The organism is Streptomyces ortus, assembly GCF_026341275.1.
Lineage (GTDB): Bacteria > Actinomycetota > Actinomycetes > Streptomycetales > Streptomycetaceae > Streptomyces > Streptomyces ortus.
This window is the reverse complement of sequence record NZ_JAIFZO010000002.1, coordinates 7,781,484-7,799,115: the sequence shown is the minus strand read 5'-3', so window position 1 is coordinate 7,799,115 and position 17,632 is coordinate 7,781,484. Positions and strand designations below refer to the sequence as shown.

The following is a 17,632-nucleotide window of genomic DNA, read 5'->3' as shown; positions in this document are numbered from 1 at the left end:
CCCATGAACGACTCCCCCGTGAGCGACCTCGTCCCGCCGCAGGCCCAGTCCGCGTGGGCCGGCGCCGACCCGTACACCCGGGCGCTGCGCACCGGCCACGGCCCCCTTTTCCTGCGGCGGTCCGACGGCTGGCTGCTGCCGTTGGAAGTGGAACGCTGGTGTGCGCGCGCCGACGCGGTGGACCTGGAGATCCTGGACCGGTGCGAGGGTTCCGTGCTCGACATCGGCTGCGGGCCGGGGCGGCTCGTCGCGGAACTCGCCGGGCGGGGACGGCGTGTCCTCGGCATCGACGTCAGCGCGGCGGCCGTCAGCCGGACCGAGCGGCTCGGCGGGCCCGCCCTGCGCCGCTCGGTCTTCGAGCCGCTTCCCGCCGAGGGCCGGTGGGACACCGCGCTCCTTGTCGACGGCAACATCGGTATCGGCGGCGATCCGCCGGCCCTCCTCGCGAGGCTGACCGACCTGCTGGTCCCGGCGGGGCTGCTGATCGCCGAAACCGTCCCGGTGGACGTGGACGAACGCGTCCACGTCCACATCACGGACGCACGCGGCCCGGACGCATACGCCCCGGACACGTATGCCACGGACCCGCACGGCCAGGCCCCGTACGGCACAGACCCGCACGGCACAGGGACGTACGGCACGGACACGCACGGTCTGGGGATGCGCGGTTCGGGGACGCGCGGTCCGGGGGCGTACGGGCCAGACCCGTACGCCCTGGACCCGCACGAGCCGGACCCGCACGAGCCGGACCCGCGTCACGCCGGTCCGCGCGAGGACGGTGTTTCCGGCGCCGTCGCGGGGGCGTCCGCGGCGTTCCCGTGGGCCCGGATCGGGACGCGTGCCCTGATGCGGTACGCGACGCGGGCCGGCTGGACCGTCGCCGCTCAGTGGACGGCCGGCGGACGGTCCTTCGTCGCCCTGCGCAGCCGGGACGTCGGCCGCGGCCTCAGCCGCAACAGGAACAACAGCGCCGACCCGGCGAAGAGGACCGCCGTGATCAGCAGCCAGCGGCCGAGGAAGCCGTCCGCCGGCAGCCCGGTCGCCATCCGGTACCGCCGGTCCACCTGACCGCCGATCAGCGGGAACCAGACCAGCAGGAGCAGCGCGGACAGGGCCGCCGGGACACGGACGTACATCGTCCGCTCCCGGTGGCCCGCCGCGTCGAACGCGCGGACGACCCCTCGGTCCAGCACCGCGTACAGCGGCAGCAGCACCAGGTCGTGCAGCAGGGCCGCCCCCACGAACCACAGGGCCACCCCGAGCCAGTCGTCGTCGAGCAGCCGTACGCCCGCATAGCCCGCGAGGGCGAACGAGCAGGCGAGCAGCAGGAGTTGCAGAGGACTGCCGGCACGTGCGGGAACTCCGCGGATCTTCCTCATCACAGGTCTCCGAACGTCAGGCGGGCCACCCATTTGGTGTTGAGCACACCCGGCGCCGCGGGCACGATGATCCGGGCCGGGTAGCCGTGGTCCGGGCTCAGGTCCTCGCCGTTGACCCGCAGGGCGAGGAGGGAGCGCGGGTCCGCCACCTGGTTGGCGCGCAGGGCGGCGTGGCGGAAGGCGCCGTGCCGCTGAAGGGACTCGACGAGGACGTCCGGCGGATCGCCGTCGTGGCCGACGAGTGCCGCGAGGTCGCGCAGCCGTACCCCGCGCCACCACTGGTCCGAGGTCGACCACCCCTCGACGCAGGCGATGGGCAACGCCGCACTGTGCTGCGGCAGTTCGAGCAGTTCGGCGCGGCTCAGCCGGACCGTGCCCGTGCGCCCCGTGACGACGAGCCGCCACGCGTCCTCGCCCGTCTCCGTCCTGTCGATGCCCGCGTAGGCGGCCGTCTTGTTGATCTGGAAGCCGTTCGGCCCGCTGCCCGGGTCGGCTCCGCCGTGCGGTGCGAGGAGCGCCGTGTGCCGCAGCGGCCCGTCGAAACTGCGCCCCGCCGTCGTCCCGAACAACAGCAGGGACCCGCCCCCGACGAACCACAGCGCCCCACGCCGGGAGACGGTCGCGGAATCGGGCCGGGGAGCGGTCAGCCCCTCCCCCGTCGGCGCCTCCCGCCCTTCCCGCATACGGCGTACGTTCCGTACGGCGGCCGGTGCCTTCAGTACGGCGTGGGCGAGGAACGCGGCGAAGAAGACCCACGCGCCGTAGAAGTGGAGCGGGTAGAAGGACCCCGGGAAGAGGTAGTCGAGCTGGACGTTGAGCACGCCGGTCACGAACTCGAACAGCGCGCCCCCGACCAGCAGCAGCAGTGAGATCCGCTCCAGCGCGTGCGCGAGCGAACGGGCGGGCGGCAGCGCGAACAGCTTCGGCACCACCGACCACAGTTTGGCGAGCAGGACGGGGATCAGGGTGACGCCGAGCGTGACGTGGACGCCCTGGGTGAGGCGGTAGAGCCAGTGCGGGTCGGTGGGCCACGCGAAGAGGTAGAAGCCGAGGATCCCCTTGTCAGGGGTCTTGTCGTTCACGGGTGACAGGCCGGGGTTGTAGGCGGCGTACGACAGCAGGCCCGTCACGAACAGCACGGTGATGCCGACGAGCAGGACGAGGCCGAGTACCGAGGTGAACCAGGGACCGCGCAGCGGACTGCGCCAGAAACCGGGTGAGGTGGGAAGCCGTGGGGAGTGGTCGCGCATGGCCCGACCGTAGGCAGGAAAGGGCCCCCGGGAGGGCCCGCGAACCATGACGAAACGCTGACGTCCGCGGGGCGGGCGGCTCGGGAGGGCTTCCGCCGCCCTAGCGTGCCCGTGTGATCCGTTCCCCGCTCCACACCTCTCTCCGCGACCTTCTCCGCAGCCCTCTCCGGGATTCTCTCCGGGACTCGCGGCGCACCCCGGCCCGGCTCGACCTGGCCGTGGCGTCGGCCGCCGTGCTCCTCGTCGTCGCCGCCGTCCTGATCGGCCGCCACATCGAGGAGACCGACCACACCCTGTTCGCGGACTGGCCTCCGCTGTGGGCCCGTTGGGAGCCGCATGTCGGGCCGGGCACGCCGGCCGCGGTGGCGGTCGCGCTCGGTGTCGTGGCGTACGGTCCCGTCCTCGCGGCGCGCCTGCCCTGGCGTGGGCTGCTGGGGGCCTCCTGGGCGGGCGCCATGGCCTGGATCTGGTCGCTGGCCCTGATCGACGGATGGCACCGGGGCATCGCCGTCCGGCTCACCACGCGCTACGAGTACCTCCAGGTCATCGACCGCTTCCACGACATCCCGGCCACCCTGCGGGACTTCACCCGCCACATCCCGCTCGGCTCGCCGGACCACTGGCCGCCCCATGTGGCGGGACATCCGCCCGCCGCCTCCCTCACCTTCGTCCTGCTCGACCGGATCGGGCTGGGCGGCGGCGGCTGGGCCGGGACCTGGTGCATCACGGTCGGCGCCACCGCCTGCGTCGCCGTACTGGTGACCGTGCGCAGGCTCGCCGACGAGGAGACGGCGCGGCGCGCGGCACCGTTCCTGGTGCTCGCCCCGGCGGCGGTGTGGATGGGCACGTCGGCCGACGCGTACTTCGCCGCGGTCGCCGCCTGGGCGCTCGCGGCGCTCGCAGTCGCCGTGACCGGGCCGAAGGGCCCCCGGACCGGCGCCGCCGCCTTCACCTCCGGCCTCCTGTTCGGCCTGACCTGCTATCTCTCGTACGGGCTCACCCTCATGACGGTGATCGGCGCGGGCGTGCTGTTCCTCGGGTGGAGCAGGGTCCGGGTGATCCCCCGTCCCGTCACCCTCGCCGTCCTCCTCGTCGCCGGTGCCGCCGTCGTGCCCACGGCGTTTACGCTCGCCGGGTTCGACTGGTGGGAGGCGTACCACGTCCTGGTCACGCGCTACTACGACGGCGCGGGCGGTATCCGGCCCTACGGCTACTGGGTGTGGGCGAACCTCGCGTGCACGGTCCTCATCACGGGTCTCGCGACGGCGGCGGGTCTGCGGCGGGCGGCCGTCGCGCTGGTCCGGGGGCGCCACGGGCTTCTGCCGCGGCGCGCAACGGAGGCGGGCGCCGCGTCGCCGGAGGCGGGCGCCAGGACCCGGCTCGCCGTGCTCGTCCTGTGCGGGCTGCTCGCCCTGCTGATCGCGGACCTGTCAGGGATGAGCAAGGCCGAGACCGAACGCATCTGGCTGCCCTTCGCGATGTGGCTGCTCCCGGCAGGCGCGCTGCTCGGCCGCCCCCGCGCCTGGCTCGGCGCCCAGGCCGTGCTCGCCCTGCTCCTCAACCATCTGCTGCTGACCGGCTGGTGAGGGGACGGTGACCGCCCTCGTGCCGCTCGTGAGGACACGATCACCATTCTTTACCTCGCCCGCCGCCCGAAGAACCGTATTTTCACGCGCGGGTGTGGCAAGTTGTACCTCAGCCGGTCCCGTCACTTCCCCCCGTAGTGGCGGGGCCGGCGCTTTTCGCGCCCTCTCGCTCGTCCTCCCTCGTCCCCGCTCGACCTCATTTGTCGTCGGGATCCGGCTCGGGGGGCCAGACGGGGCGCTCGGCCTCGGGGAGTTCCAGCAGGGCCAGCCCGACCGTGCGCCGCACGGGCAACAGCTCCGTACTGCCGGTCAGTGCGAGCAGTTCCGAGAGTCGGCGGCCCGCTCCCGCCAGGATGATCCTGCCGTCCCGGCGTTTCAGCAGCCATCTGATCGCGAGCAGACAGTTCAGCCCACGTGAGTCGCAGAAGACCAGAGCTGTCACATCGAGCACCACGTGCCGTCGCCCCGCGTCGACGATGGAGGCGAGGGTGCCCAGGAAGTACTCCTCGCAGCTCTGGTCGAGTTCGCCGCTGATCCGCAGGACCGCGCAGTGCTCGCAGTCGGTTATCCGGCTGATGGTCAGGCGGTGGGTCTGCGTGGACATCACACCTCCCGGTCGCGGTGCCACGGGCGCCCTGGGGCCCGACACCCGTACGCGTGCGTGTGCCCCGCTTTCCGGCCGGCAACGGCCTGAGGTGAAACTCTCTGTGCGCGGTGGAGCACGGCGAGCGCGGGCTGCGCGCCCCGCGCCTCAGGGGCCGGGGGCGTCCTTCGTGACGACGGGCGAGTGGGTGTCGCGTTCGGCGGTCCAGGTGACGTGCGGGGGTACGACCCGTGCGCACAGGGGGCCGCCCTGCGGGTCGGTCAGGCCCAGGCGCGCCACGAGCACACCCGCGCGGGCGGCCTCCGCGAGCACGTCCGCGGGGACCATGTCGAGCATGAGCTTGGCGCGCCGGAACATCGAGAAGACACCCGCCTCGTCGACCGTGCCCCAGGACAGGTAGACGAACCGGCGGCCCATCCGGTCCTGCACGTACGGGCCCCGCACCTCGGTGCCGGTCGCCGTGGCCGTCGCCGTGCACTCCAGGGTCCAGGTCGCCGACGGCGCGTCCCCCGGGTGCGGGTCGAGCAGTTCGCCCGGCCGGTCGCGGCGCTGGACGGCGACGTACAGGTCGCGGATCTCCAACGGGCCGTTGCGGCTGGTGGGCACGGGATGGGTCCGGCCCGGGAGGTCGACGGCTTCGATGTGGATGCGCATGACGCCATCATGCCGCCGTGGGGCGCCGCGGTTCCGTCCTGGGGCGGGGGGTGGTGGCCGGGCTCTACCGGTGGCCGCGCAGACGGGCGCGCAGCAGGTTGGGGTCGGTGGCCGTGGCATAGGCGGCGCTGATCACGTACACCTCCTTGCCGCGCAGCGCCACGGAGCTGGGGTTCTGGAGTCCGTCGGCGGTGTCCAGGACCGTGGCCGTGGCGCCGTCGGGCCGGATGCGCACGACCCTGTTCGTGGTGTTCAGCGTGGCCAGGACGTCGTCGCCGTGTCCGGTGAAGGCGAAGTCGTCGATGCCGACCAGGTCCGGGTCCGACGCCTTGACCTGCGGGGCGCCCGCGCGGTTCCCCGGGCGGATCGGAATGCGCAGGAGGGTGCCCCGGTCGAGGTTGGTCACCCAGAGCGCGCCGCCGTGCACCTTGGCTCCGTTGGCCCCGAGGAAACCGGTGGAGGCGAGTTCGGGCGCGGTGGACCAGGCGGTGGGGGTGCCGCCGGTGACGGGGACGGTCCACACCGTGCCGAGCACCGAGTCGGTGATGTAGAGGTGCTTGCCGCGTTCGTCCAGGGCCAGCCCGTTGGGCAGGCCGTCCGCGGGCAGTGCGGCGATGCGCTGCGGGGACTGCCCGGGGCGCAGCCGCCACAGCCCGGTGAGGTCGGCCGTACCGGTCGCGTACAGCACGTACAGGGTGCCGTCCGGGGTGCGGGCGATCCCGGTGGCGAGGGGGAAGCCGAGGGCGGGGGTGCCGGTTCCGCCGTCGGCGGGTGCGGGCAGCGTCGCGAGGACGCGGGTCGTGCCCCGCGGGCTCACCTCGGCGACCTGCCGGCTCGCCGCGAAGGTGACGGCCGCGGTGCCGTCGGGCAACAGGGCGATGTTCTCCGGCAGTTGGCCCGCGGACACGTCGAAGTGGGCGGCGAGCCGTATGTCGGTGAGCGGTTCACGGGCGGTCCGGGTGGGCGTGGCGTCGGCCGGCAGGGCCGAGGCGAGGGTGGCCGCGGCCACCGCGACGGCGGCCATGAGTGTCTTGATACGTCGGTTCGACGCGGAGTTCGCGATGGAGTTCGACGTGGAGTTCGACAGGCGGTTCGACATGGTTCCTACTCCGGTTTCGGGCATGCGGCAGCCGCGGTGCGGTGCCGAGGTCGAGGGCGCCCACCTGAGGTCGGGCGGGGCGGATCAGGTGAGGCGGATCAGAAGGTGGGGGACGCAGGTGCGGGTCAGGCGGGGCGGGTTGCGGCGCCGCGGTGGGGGCGATCCGTTTCCCGGGGCGCGGTGGCATGGGCGAGCAGCGCCAGGGCCGCCGCGGACGGGGAGCCGGGGTCGGCGGTGGCCACCACCAAGGCCGGCCCGTCCCCCTGCGGGCTCTGCAGTGTCTGCTGGGTGACGGTCACCGTCCCGACCAGCGGATGGCGCATCTCGTAGGCGGCGACATCGCAGGCGAGCACCCGGTGGTCGGCCCACAGCGTGGCGAACTCCCGGCTGCGCATGGTCAGTTCACCGATCAGCGCGGCCAGCAGGGGGTCGTCCGGGTACCGGCCGGCGGTCAGCCGCAGATTGCCCACGACGGCCCTGGCCTTGGCGGGCCAGTCGGCGTACAGGTCGCGGGTGTGCGCGTCCAGGAACACCAGCCTGGCCATGTTCGGCCGTCGCCCCGGCCCGCCCGAGCCCGGCGGACCTGATGCGCCGCCCGGGTCGTTCGGGCTGTCCGGGTCGAGGTGTCCCGCGAACAGCCCGTGTCCCGGCCGGTTCCAGGCCAGGACGTCGCTGCGGCGGCCGAGCACGAGGGCGGGCGTGCCGTCGAGGGACGCCAGCAGTGCGCTCGTCGCGGGGGTGACGCGTTCGGGGCGCGGCCGTGCGCCGGGCCCGCGCCGCCTCGGCGCACCGGCCAGGGTGTGCAGGTGGGCCCGTTCGGAGTCGTCGAGGCGCAGCGCGTTCGCCACGGCGTCGAGCACCTCGCGTGAGGCGTTGCGTGACTGGCCCTGTTCCAGGCGGGTGTAGTAGGGCGCGCTGATGCCGGCGAGCATCGCCAGTTCCTCCCGGCGCAGCCCGGGCACCCGGCGCCGCTCGCCGTAGGTCCGCAACCCGACGTCCTCGGGGCGCAGTCGGCTCCGGCGTGCCTGGAGGAACTCGGCGAGGTGCCCGTGCTCGTTCATGACACCGAGTATGCGGACCGCCGCCGGTCGGTGCCTCACCCTGCCGGGGTAGGGGTCACCAGGGTCCGGCGGGACCGCCGCTGCCTGCCGTGCCCTGTCCGGCTGTCCTCTCGGCCAGTCCCGCGAGGACCCGGTCCGGGGTCAGGGGCAGTTCGCGGTGGCGGACGCCTGTCGCGTGGTGGACGGCGTTGCCGATGGCGGCGGCCGTGCCGACGATGCCGATCTCGCCGATGCCCTTGCTGCCCATCGGGTTGAGATGGGGGTCGTCCTCGTCGATCCAGTGCGCCTCGATGTCGGGCACGTCGGCGTGGGCCGGGACGTGGTAGGCGGCGAGGTCGGACTCCACGAAGTCGCCGGACGCGGCGTCCATGGTGCTGCCCTCGGTCAGTGCCATGCCGAGCCCCATGGTCATGGCGCCGACGAACTGGGAGCGGGCGGTCCGGGCGTTGAGGATGTGTCCGGCGGCATAGACGCCCAGGAGTCGGCGTACCCGGACCTCTCCGGTCACCGTGTCGACCGTGACCTCGGCGAAGTGGGCGCCGAAGGCGTGCCGGGCGTAGGGGCTGTCGGCGTCGGCGGTGCCCGCCGTGTCGGCCTGGGTGCGCAGTCCCTCGTCCGGCAGGGGGCCGGTGTGTTCGGCCAGCGTCGAGGCCAGCCGCGTACACGCCTCGTGGACGGCCCAGCCCCAGGACGCCGTACCGGAGGAACCGCCGGCCAGGGGCGCGGACGGCAGGTCGCTGTTGCCCACTTCGGCGCGTACGCGGTCCAGGGGGACGCGGAGTGCTTCGGCGGCGACCTGGGCGAGGACGGTACGGGCGCCGGTGCCGATGTCGGTGGCGTTGATGCGGACGACGAAGTGGCCGTCGGGAGTCGCGTGGGCTTCCGCCCGCGCCGGGCCGGCCATCACCGGGTAGGTGGCGGAGGCCACCCCCGTGCCGACGAGGAGCAGGCCCTCGGGGCGCGCCCGGGGGCGGGGGTCCCGGTCCGCCCAGCCGAAGCGCCGTGCGCCCTCCCGCAGGCAGTCGACGAGGTGGCGGCTGCTGAACGGTTTGCCGCTGTCGGGTTCGGTGTCCGGCTCGTTGGTGACGCGCAGTTCCACGGGGTCCAGGCCCGCCGCGACGGCGAGTTCGTCCATGGCCGACTCCAGGGCGTACATGCCCGGTGCCTCGCCGGGGGCGCGCATCCAGGACGGGCTGGGCACGTCCAGCGGCACCACCCGGTGGGAACTGAGCCGGTGGGGCGCCGCGTACATGATCCGGCTGGGTACGGCGGCCTGTTCCACGAACTCCTTGATGCGGGAGGTGTGGGTGGTGACCTCGTGGAGGGACGAGGTGAGGGTGCCGTCCGCGGTGGCGCCGAGGCGGAGCCGGTGCAGGGTGGGCGCCCGGTGGCCGACGACCGCGGGCAGGAAGCGGCGGGGCAGGGCGACGGTGACGGGGCGTCCGGTCTCCCTGGCCGCCATCACGGCGAGCACCACATGGGGTCGCGGGGTGCCCTTGGACCCGAACCCGCCGCCGACGTGTTCGCTGATGACGGTGACGTCGTCCTCGGAGAGCCCGAACAGCGAGGCCAGGGTGGCGCGTACGGTCGTGGCGCCCTGGCTGGAGTCGTGCACGACGAGTCGGCCGCCGTCCCAGCGGGCGGTGGCCGCGTGCGGCTCCATGGGGTGGTTGTGCAGCGGCGGGATCCGGTAGTGGGAGTCGACGCGCACCTCGGAGGCGGCGAACGCGCTCTCGGGGTCGCCCTGTTCGCGGCGCGCGGGGAATCCGCCGTTGGCGTCCTCGGGCGTGTAGGCGTCGGGGTGGTCCTCGGTCAGGGTGACGTCGTGTTCCTCGACGTCGTACGCGACGTGGACCGCGGCGGCGCCGGCACGGGCCGCCTCCAGGGTCTCGCCGACGACGAGGGCGACGAACCAGCCGTGGTGCGGTACGCGCGGGTCCTGCAGCACGGAGAGCGTGGGATCGTCCGCGGGGGCGAGCCGGGGCGCGTTCTCGTGGGTGAGGACGGCGAGGACCCCGGGCAGTGCCAGGGCGGCCTCCGTGTCGACGGTACGGACCGTCCCGCGGGTGATCCCGGCGACCACCGGCCAGGCGTGGACCCTGCCGGGATCGGTCTGCTCGGCGGCGTAGCGGGCACTGCCGGTGACCTTGTCCCGGCCCTCCCGGCGCTCGGCGGGCGCGCCCAGCGCGCTGCCGGTGTCGGCCATGACTGCTCCTTCTGCTGGGGTGCGTTCAGGCGCTGGTGGGCGGGGCGAGCCGTCGCAGGGCGTCGACCGCGAGATTGCGGGCGAGCCGGACCTTGTAGCCGTTGTCGCGCAGCGGCTGCGCGGCGGCGAGTTCGAGGTCCGCGGCCCGCTCGAACGCGGCCGTCGTCGGCGCGGCGCCCAGCAGTGCCTCCTCGGCGAGCCGGGCCCGCCAGGGACGGTGGGCCACTCCCCCGAAGGCGAGGCCGACCTGCCGGACGACACCGCCCCCCACATCGAGCACGGCGGCGACGGAGGCGAGCGCGAAGGCGTACGAGGCCCGGTCGCGTGCCTTGCGGTACAGCGAGGGCAGCCCGGCCGTGGCGCCCGGCAGGACCACGCCGGTGATCAGTTCGCCGGGGCGGATCACCGTGTCCTGTTCGGGATGGTCCCCGGGCAGCCGGTGGAACTCGGCGACGGGCACGGTCCGCGGCCCGTCGGCGCCGTGCAGCTCGACCTCCGCGTCCAGGGCGGCCAGCGCCACGGCCATGTCCGACGGGTGCGTGGCGATGCACTGCGGGGAGTGCCCGAGCACCGCGTGGTCACGGTGTACGCCGTCCAGGGCGCCGCAGCCGGAGCCGGGAGCCCGCTTGTTGCAGGGTTTGCCGGTGTCCTGGAAGTACGGGCACCGGGTGCGCTGGAGCAGATTGCCGCCGGTGGTGGCCACGTTGCGCAGTTGCCCCGACGCCCCGGCCAGGAGTGCCTGGGAGAGCGCGGGCCAGCGGTCGCGGACCACGGGATGGGCGGCGAGGTCGCTGTTGCGGACCGTGGCGCCGATCCGGATCGATCCGTCGGACAGTTCGTCCACCGTGTCGAGGGGCAGCCTGCTGACGTCGACCAGCGTGGACGGTTCCTCCACGCCGAGTTTCATCAGGTCCACCAGGTTGGTGCCGCCGCCGAGATAGCGGGCGCCGGGATGGGCCGCGTACAGCTCGGCCGCCTCCTCGACGCTGTCGGCGCGCGCGTATGCGTAGGGTTTCACCGGATCACGTCCTCGACGGCCCGCACGATGTTGGGGTAGGCGCCGCAGCGGCAGAGGTTGCCGCTGAGCCGCTCGCGGATCTCGTCCGCGTCGAGCGCGACCGGCTGCCCAGACGGCGTGCTGGGATCCGTGACGTGCGAGGGGTGACCGGACTCGGCCTCGGCGATCGCGCCGACGGCGCTGCAGAGCTGTCCGGGCGTGCAGTAGCCGCACTGGAAGGCGTCGCGGTCGATGAAGGCCCGCTGGAGCGGGTGCAGCCCGGCGTGCGCCGGCCGCTCTCCGCCGCCCTCGCTGTCGGCCCCGTCGGCCCGGTCCTCCGCGTCACCACTGTCACCGTCGTCACCGTCGGCGAGTCCTTCGACCGTGGTGATGTCGCGGCCGTCCTGGGCCACGGCGGGCAGCAGGCAGCTGTTGACGCGGCGGCCGTCCACCAGGACCGTGCAGGCGCCGCACTGGCCGTGGTCGCAGCCCTTCTTGGCGCCGGTGAGACGCAGCTGCTCGCGCAGCACGTCCAGCAGGACGGAGCGGTGGTCGACGACGAGCGTGCGCGGCGCGCCGTTCACCCGCAGCGTGACCTCGGAGTGGTGGCGATCGGGTGACGAGGGGATGCGCGCACCCCGGGTGGCGACGCCCGCGTTCCCCGGGTGACCGGCCCCGTCGTCGGGGGCCGGGCCGGGCAGCGGGTTGTTCGCCGGGGCGTCCACCGGGCTGCTGCCAGGGCTGTTGTTCGGGCCGTTCCTTGGGCTGCCCATGCTGTTCATGACCTTCCGACGGCGCTTTGGACCACGCAGCTCACGTATCCAGGCTGCGGCTCGCCACACGTTCCCGCACGCCGGAATGCCGGAACGCCGGAGCCGTGGGGCGGGGTCCGGCGGCGGCCTCTTCGTCAGACGCCGGCCGCGGCGGTGACCGTCGCCGGGTCCTCGCCGGTCAGCTCCACGATGCGGTGCGGCGGGACACCCGCGGCCAGCGCCCGTCCGATCAGCTCGTCGCGCCCGTCCGTGATGTCGCGGTAGGACAGCAGCTGCTCCTCGATCCGCGCCAGGGCCTCCGGGCCGGTCCGCCCGCGCACCCGGCTCAGTTCCTCGTCGCTCAGCGGCACCGGCAGCCGCTCCACGCCCTCGGGAACGGAGTCCGTCTCCTCCGGCGGCAGCAGCCGCAGTTCCGGCGCGGTCGCCGTCGTCCCCTGGGCGTCCAGCCAGGCCCGTACCGCGGGAGTCTCCATGCAGGCGAGCTCACCGACGGCGGCCGGGGACACGCCGAGCCGCACGGCCGCGTCGTCGAGCAGGAACAGATAGGCGTCGTCGGTCATTCTCGGCACCTTCGCAACGGGGACTGGTCGACCTCCCTCTACCCCGCCGCCTCCGGATTACCGCCCCTCTTCGGGCGTCCCGGCGACCGCCGGAAGGGTCACGGCCGCGGTGTCAGGGCGCCCAGCACCCACGGCATGTGCTCCCGGCCCGTGACGACCAGCACCGGTACACCGCCGTCCTCGCACTCCAGGACCTGGGCCTCGCCCCGCAGACCCGTCGGGGAGGCGTCCGACCAGTACGGGTGGCGGACCCGCAGCGGGGTCAGGGTGCGCGGCACCGCCCGGCGGTGGGCCGCACCCGGATGGCCCATGGTCGTCGCCAGCCGGCCTGCGGCGGCCAGCAGATGGGTGCCGCGCTCCGCGTAGGGGACCTCGCCCAGGATCCGGCCCGGGAAGTGCTGCTCCCCGGTCGGCACGGAGGGCGGCACATCGATGGTGTCGTCACCGCGTCGGCGCAGGCGCAGGACCACGGCGATCGCCACGCAGACCGCGACCGCGACCGCGACGGCAAGGCCGACGAGGAGGAGCGCCGCCCCCATGTCGTCGGTGACCCACGGGGCGAGCCCGCCGACGACGGCCAGACACACGGCCGCGAGGAAGGCGACGCCGAGGTCCCAGGGGTGCGCCCTCCTCGCCGCCCGGGAGTGCAGCGCCGTCCAGAACCAGCACCACAGGAATCCCGTGCCGTAGAGGCCGACGGCGAGGCCCGGGGAGGCGACGACCTTGTAGTCGTCGCGCGGGTCCGCGTGGGAGTACTTGCGTCCGGCCGCGAGGTCCACGTACCGGATCCGTCCTCGCCAGTACGTGACCTCCACGTCCGCTCCCGGGGAGGCGACCGGGCGCTCCGTCGGGCTGCCGCCCAGTCGGGCGCGCCCCTTCGTGCCGTCCGCCGCCACGACGTACAAGTGGTATGAGGGCGTCTTGCGGCCCCGGACGTCCTCGGTGCGGTCGATGCGCGCGCTCACGGTCCGCAGGCAGTCACCGGACGCCCCGCCGCCGGGGCCACTGCCGTCCGAGGCGCATCGGGGCGCGGCCCTGAAGGCGTTCCCCTCGCTGATCGCGGCGGGCGTGCTGACCAGCAGCAGCCATGCCGCAACCAGCGCGCACACGGAGCCGACGGCGGCGGCGCCGATCCTCTGCCTACGGTTGCGCGCACGCCGAACCACGGGCGGCGCTTCGGTCGGCACTTCGGTCCTCAGGGGAGTCACCTGCACATTCTCCTGAGGAGACGGTCGACGGAACATGACTGAACTGAGCCCTGTACCGGGGCGGTTGTTGCCGGAATCCGGCAGGTGGCGCACCCGGCAGGAGAAGTTGAAAACACTACCGACTAAGACAAATCAAACTTCTATGAATAAGTCCGGGCATAACGGTCACCCGTACCTTCGAGAACCGAGAAGAACATGTCTCTCGCAAAGGGGATGGTGGTATGTCTTCCACCGAGTTTCTGACCGATGAGCTCACCGAGGTCCAGGGCGTGGACGTCGAGGCGGCACTCGACCCGGTCGAGGCCGACGGCTCGTACCGTGACAGCCGCGAGTGCGCGGCGCTCGCCCTGACGTCCGGGTCGACCTCACTCCTGCTGTCGCCTCCGACTCCGCGGCCGAAGAAGGGTTGACGGGACAGCCACATGGAACAGTCAGGCACTTCGACCCGCCTGGCGGACGCAGTGCAGGGCCTGACGTCGGAACTGGTCTCCGCTCTTCGGAGCGGGGGCCCGTTCGGTTTGGCCGGCAGCGTCCCTGGAGCCGACGGACCGGAGGCGGCCGACCGTCTCGCCCTCGCCGCCGTACGCGTGGTGGGGGCCGACGCCGTTCTGCCGAGCGTCCTGCGCCGCACGCCCACCGGGCCCGGCGACCTCGCCGTGCTCGGCGCGGCCGTGCACGCCTACCCGCCCCCCTCGGACGCCTCTCCCACCTCGGCGTGGAGCCACTGGGCCATGAGGCGGGCACTCTCACGGCTGGGCGGCACCCCGGACACCTCTGCCGACGCCACGCATGACGCGGCGCCCCGGGCGGCCTGGCTCGAGGGCGCCACCTGGCAGTCGCTGACCCATCAACTCGCCGTACTGGCCCCGCTCGCGGTGCCCGGCGAGGACTGCGCGGTGACACGCGTGGCCCGTGAGCGCCCCGTCGATGTCGCCCGGGGCTTCGTACGGGCGGTCCGACGCCGCGACTGGCTCCAGGCTGCGGGGGCCGGCCGCTGGCTGGTCCTCCTCGACGGAGTGCCGGACACGCTCGGACTGGAGGCCGGCCTCGCGTTCGTGGCGCAGATGGGCGGCACCGATCCCCGTGTGGCGCTGCAGGTCGAGGCCGCGCGGCTGATGCGGACCGGGGCGCCGGTGTGACGGCGCGCAATGTCCACGGGATCGGCGAGGCCGCGATGGCCTGGGTGTCCGCCCATCGCGAGGAGTTCGCCCTCGGCGACGACGCGCTCGCCGAGCACGCCGATGTGAACTTCACCTGGAAGCCCCTCGGCGAACTGGCCCAGGTGTGCGTGAGCATCCGCAGGCACACCGGATCCGCCGACCCGCTGCACGAGGCCGCCCGCGACCTGCTGGCCTACGCCTGGCGGCAGACCGGGCAGGGCGCCCTCTTCCTCGAACTGCAACGCCTCGAACCGTTCGCCACGTACCCGCTGGAGATCTACGCGGCGTTCGCGTCGGCCGGACTGCGCCACACCGGCTACGAAGAGGCCACCGCGACGGTGGCCCGTACCCGCGGCTGGCAGGTGACCGAGCAGGAACCCAACCGGCGCCTGAGCGTCCTCAACTCCGAGCGCCGCAGCGGGATCCCGCTCCACGCCGACGTGGAGCGGGCGCTCGGCCGCACCTGGCTCGGCGGTCTGCCGGAGCCGTGGACGTTCGAACGGGCCGCCGGGTACACGCTCACCCATGTGGTCTTCCACCTCACGGACTGGGGCCTGACTCCCCCCGGCATTCCCCCGCGGGTCGCCAACTACCTCCACCACTGGCTGCCTTCCTGGCTGGACACCTGTCTCGAGGACGAGCAGTGGGACCTGAGCTGCGAACTGCTGGCCGTCGCCGGCAGCCTGCCGGGCCCACCGGACCTCACCATGCTGCGGGAGGCCTGGGCGAAGCTCGGCCGGGCCCAGGACGTGTCCGGTGCCGTGCCGGAGGTGGGTTCAGGGCGCGAGGGCCAGCCGGTCGCGCACGACTTCGTCGGCTGCTACCACTCGACCCTGATGACGGCCTTCGCCGCCGTGCTGACCGTCGACCGTCTGCGTGCCCACACCACGGCCACGACCGCGTCGACCGCAGCGACCGGTGCGGGCTCAGGGGCAAGCGATCACGAGAGCGTGCCGGCGGGGCGGGCGCGCGTCTTCGAGCACGCGTCCCACGCGGCCCGCGCGCCCCGCGCCGCGCATCCGGGACCCGGCGGGCAAGGAGTGCCGAGATGACCAGCACCCGCCTCATCCACACCGTCGGGACCTGCGCCCTGGAGTGGCTGCACGCCCACCGGGACGGATTCCGTCTGGAGCAGGACGTCGACCCGGAGGTCGGCTTCCTGGAGCGCTTCAAACCGGTCGGCGAACTGGCCCTCATCTGCAAGGTGTTGTTCCGCGAGGGCGTGGCCGGCTCCCGACAGGCGCAGCTGGCCCGGCAGTTGCTCGACCACGCCTGGCGCGACACGCTGGACGGCGGCCGGATGCTGGTCCGCGGCCAGCGCATCGAGCCTCTCTCCCCCATCCCCTTCGAGGTCTATCTCCCGTTCAAGGAACTCGGCCACAGCCACCCCGAGGCCGAGGCGGCCTTCCGGCTCAACCAGCGGCTGGAGAGCTTCCACGCCTTCGAGCTGCCGCCGACGCGCCGGCTGGGGCTGTCCGCGTTCCAACGCCGCTTCGGGCTGCCGGCCAGGCCGCCGGAGTCCGAGGTGATCGGCAGGACATGGCTCGGCCGCACCCCCGAACCCTGGACCGTCGAGGGGCACATCGCCTACGACATCACGCACACCGTCTTCCACCTCACCGACTGGGGCGCAAACCCCGACGGCATTCCGGCTCCGCTCGCCGACTACCTCGCCACCTGGCTGCCGGCCTGGCTGGACGACTGGCTCGACCTGGAACGCTGGGACCTGCTCGGCGAACTGCTCGTCGTCGACGCCTGTCTGCCGTGCCCCACGCTGGACGAGCGGGCCTGGGAAGGCTTCGCCGCCGCCCAGCAGCCCGACGGTGCGATGCCCGCCGTGCGCACGATGCCCGAGGGGAACCCCGAGGAACTCTTCGACCTCGTCTACCACCCGACGCTCGTCGCCGCGTTCGCCTCCGTACTGGCCACGTCCCGCGCCCTGACGCGCCTGGCGCACGCACCGGCATGACACCGCGACCCGACCCCTGGCCGGGCGTCGCGCCCGGCCTCGCGGGTGAACTCCCGTCCTACCGCCCCGCCCAGGAGCAGCCCCCGGACGACGAGACGGTACGGGACCTGCTCGACGAGGCCGTCGACGCCGTGGACGCGCCCGACGTCGTCCTCGCCCTCTCCCGGGAAGGTCGGCGCACCGTGCGCTGCGGCGGCACCGGGCCGCCGCCGCCCGTTCCCCGCGATCAACTGCGCTACGAGATCGGCTCGGCCACCAAGACGTTCACCGGGCTGCTGCTCGCCCGGCTGACGCAGTCGGGCACCCTGTCCGCCGGTGCGCCCGCCGCCACCTGTCTGGACCCGGCGCGGCGGGCCGGCCGGGACCCCGTCACCCTCGCGCATCTGATCACCCACACCTCCGGGCTGCCCGCGCTGCCCGCCGACTTCTTCCTCCGCGCCCTGCCGACCTGGCGCACGGACCCGTACGCCGCCTATCCGGACCGGCGGGTGGTCGAGGCGTTTCTGCGCCACCGGCAGCGCCGGCGGCCCGGCACCCGCTGGCACTACTCCAACTTCGGTGTCGCCGTGCTCGGTCACGCCCTGGCCGCGGCCACCGCGACGCCCTGGGACGACCTGCTCGGCGCCCAGGTGCTGCGGCCACTCGGACTGAGCGGCACCGCGCTGCGGCCCGGCGGGCCGGACACCGACGCCACAGGACACCGCAAGGACGGCACCACTCCCGTGCCCCCGTTGACCGTCGGCGGCTTCCAGTCGGCCGGCGCCGTCCGGGCCACTGCGGCCGATCTGCTGACGTTCCTCGAAGCACACCTGGAACCGTCGGGCCCGTACACGCCGGGCCCGGCTCCCGCCGAGGGCACCCTGGCCGATGCCCTGCGGGCGGTACGCCGTCCGGTCCTGCGGCGCGGCTGGGGGCACCGGCATGTGCACACGGTGGCCTGGTTCCAGCACCCCACCGGCCGGGGACCGATGTACTTCCACTGCGGGGCCACACTCGGCCAGCAGGCCTTCCTGGGGTTCAGGCCCGACACCGGAACGGCGCTGGCCGCCGTGTGCACCCGCCGCTTCCGGGCCCGCGACACCTTCGTGGCGACGGCGTACGCGCTGCTGGCCGGGATGTGACCGAG

Annotated in this window: 17 protein-coding genes and 1 pseudogene; 7 read left to right on the top strand and 11 right to left on the bottom strand. The window is 73.7% G+C overall.

The features are described from left to right. Positions 1–3: 3 nt before the first annotated feature. A pseudogene (locus tag K3769_RS37160) lies at positions 4–558 on the top strand (methyltransferase domain-containing protein); the annotation flags it as partial. A 326-nt stretch (positions 559–884) separates the two neighbouring features. Here the strand turns inward: K3769_RS37160 and K3769_RS37155 are convergent. Next, positions 885–1,379, bottom strand: coding sequence for a hypothetical protein (locus K3769_RS37155; RefSeq protein WP_267030611.1), 495 nt, complete (start codon positions 1,377–1,379; stop codon positions 885–887). Further along, complete coding sequence (locus tag K3769_RS37150) at positions 1,379–2,629, bottom strand: molybdopterin-dependent oxidoreductase (protein WP_267030610.1); 1,251 nt, start codon at positions 2,627–2,629, stop codon at positions 1,379–1,381. The genes K3769_RS37155 and K3769_RS37150 overlap by 1 nt, the downstream gene beginning before the upstream one ends. Before the next feature lie 113 nt (positions 2,630–2,742). On the opposite strand from K3769_RS37150, the gene K3769_RS37145 reads away from it, so the two are divergent. Next, positions 2,743–4,215 (top strand): hypothetical protein, encoded by a 1,473-nt coding sequence (locus K3769_RS37145; protein WP_372515112.1) that lies wholly within the window; start codon positions 2,743–2,745, stop codon positions 4,213–4,215. Between the two features lie 196 nt (positions 4,216–4,411). Here the strand turns inward: K3769_RS37145 and K3769_RS37140 are convergent, their stop codons facing one another. From K3769_RS37140 to K3769_RS37100, 9 genes are all read right to left on the bottom strand, one after another. Beyond that, entirely contained in the window at positions 4,412–4,819 is a 408-nt protein-coding gene (locus K3769_RS37140; RefSeq protein ID WP_267030609.1) for an STAS domain-containing protein, read from the bottom strand. Between the two features lie 147 nt (positions 4,820–4,966). Next, positions 4,967–5,473 carry a DUF5990 family protein gene (locus tag K3769_RS37135; protein WP_267030608.1) on the bottom strand — a complete coding sequence of 169 codons (507 nt, stop codon included), beginning with the start codon at positions 5,471–5,473 and terminating at the stop codon, positions 4,967–4,969. A 64-nt stretch (positions 5,474–5,537) separates the two neighbouring features. Next, on the bottom strand, positions 5,538–6,497 hold the full coding sequence (locus K3769_RS37130; RefSeq protein ID WP_267031708.1) for an SMP-30/gluconolactonase/LRE family protein: 960 nt from the start codon (positions 6,495–6,497) through the stop codon (positions 5,538–5,540). Between the two features lie 200 nt (positions 6,498–6,697). Beyond that, on the bottom strand, positions 6,698–7,633 hold the full coding sequence (locus K3769_RS37125) for a helix-turn-helix domain-containing protein (RefSeq protein WP_267030607.1): 936 nt from the start codon (positions 7,631–7,633) through the stop codon (positions 6,698–6,700). A gap of 55 nt (positions 7,634–7,688) precedes the next feature. Further along, complete coding sequence (locus K3769_RS37120) at positions 7,689–9,839, bottom strand: xanthine dehydrogenase family protein molybdopterin-binding subunit (protein WP_267030606.1); 2,151 nt, start codon at positions 9,837–9,839, stop codon at positions 7,689–7,691. A 25-nt stretch (positions 9,840–9,864) separates the two neighbouring features. After that, positions 9,865–10,857, bottom strand: coding sequence for an FAD binding domain-containing protein (locus tag K3769_RS37115; protein WP_267030605.1), 993 nt, complete (start codon positions 10,855–10,857; stop codon positions 9,865–9,867). Then, on the bottom strand, positions 10,854–11,609 hold the full coding sequence (locus K3769_RS37110) for a (2Fe-2S)-binding protein (RefSeq protein ID WP_267030604.1): 756 nt from the start codon (positions 11,607–11,609) through the stop codon (positions 10,854–10,856). The genes K3769_RS37115 and K3769_RS37110 overlap by 4 nt, the downstream gene beginning before the upstream one ends. Before the next feature lie 134 nt (positions 11,610–11,743). After that, positions 11,744–12,169 (bottom strand): DUF6003 family protein, encoded by a 426-nt coding sequence (locus tag K3769_RS37105; RefSeq protein ID WP_267030603.1) that lies wholly within the window; start codon positions 12,167–12,169, stop codon positions 11,744–11,746. A 98-nt stretch (positions 12,170–12,267) separates the two neighbouring features. Then, positions 12,268–13,377: a hypothetical protein gene (locus K3769_RS37100; RefSeq protein WP_267030602.1), complete on the bottom strand. Its 1,110-nt coding sequence runs from the start codon at positions 13,375–13,377 to the stop codon at positions 12,268–12,270. Between the two features lie 221 nt (positions 13,378–13,598). Between K3769_RS37100 and K3769_RS37095 the strand changes: the two genes are divergently transcribed. From K3769_RS37095 to K3769_RS37075, 5 genes are read left to right on the top strand one after another with little or no spacing between them, the layout of a single operon-like run. Beyond that, a complete protein-coding gene (locus K3769_RS37095; protein ID WP_107014931.1) occupies positions 13,599–13,787 on the top strand; it encodes a hypothetical protein in 189 nt (62 codons plus the stop codon). Positions 13,788–13,799: 12 nt separating this feature from the next. Beyond that, entirely contained in the window at positions 13,800–14,516 is a 717-nt protein-coding gene (locus K3769_RS37090; protein ID WP_267030601.1) for a hypothetical protein, read from the top strand. Positions 14,517–14,551: 35 nt separating this feature from the next. Beyond that, entirely contained in the window at positions 14,552–15,589 is a 1,038-nt protein-coding gene (locus K3769_RS37085) for a DUF6895 family protein (protein ID WP_267031707.1), read from the top strand. Beyond that, positions 15,586–16,506, top strand: coding sequence for a DUF6895 family protein (locus tag K3769_RS37080; RefSeq protein WP_267030600.1), 921 nt, complete (start codon positions 15,586–15,588; stop codon positions 16,504–16,506). The genes K3769_RS37085 and K3769_RS37080 overlap by 4 nt, the downstream gene beginning before the upstream one ends. Beyond that, positions 16,503–17,627, top strand: a complete 1,125-nt coding sequence (locus tag K3769_RS37075; RefSeq protein WP_267030599.1) for a serine hydrolase domain-containing protein — start codon at positions 16,503–16,505, stop codon at positions 17,625–17,627. The genes K3769_RS37080 and K3769_RS37075 overlap by 4 nt, the downstream gene beginning before the upstream one ends. Positions 17,628–17,632 lie beyond the last annotated feature (5 nt).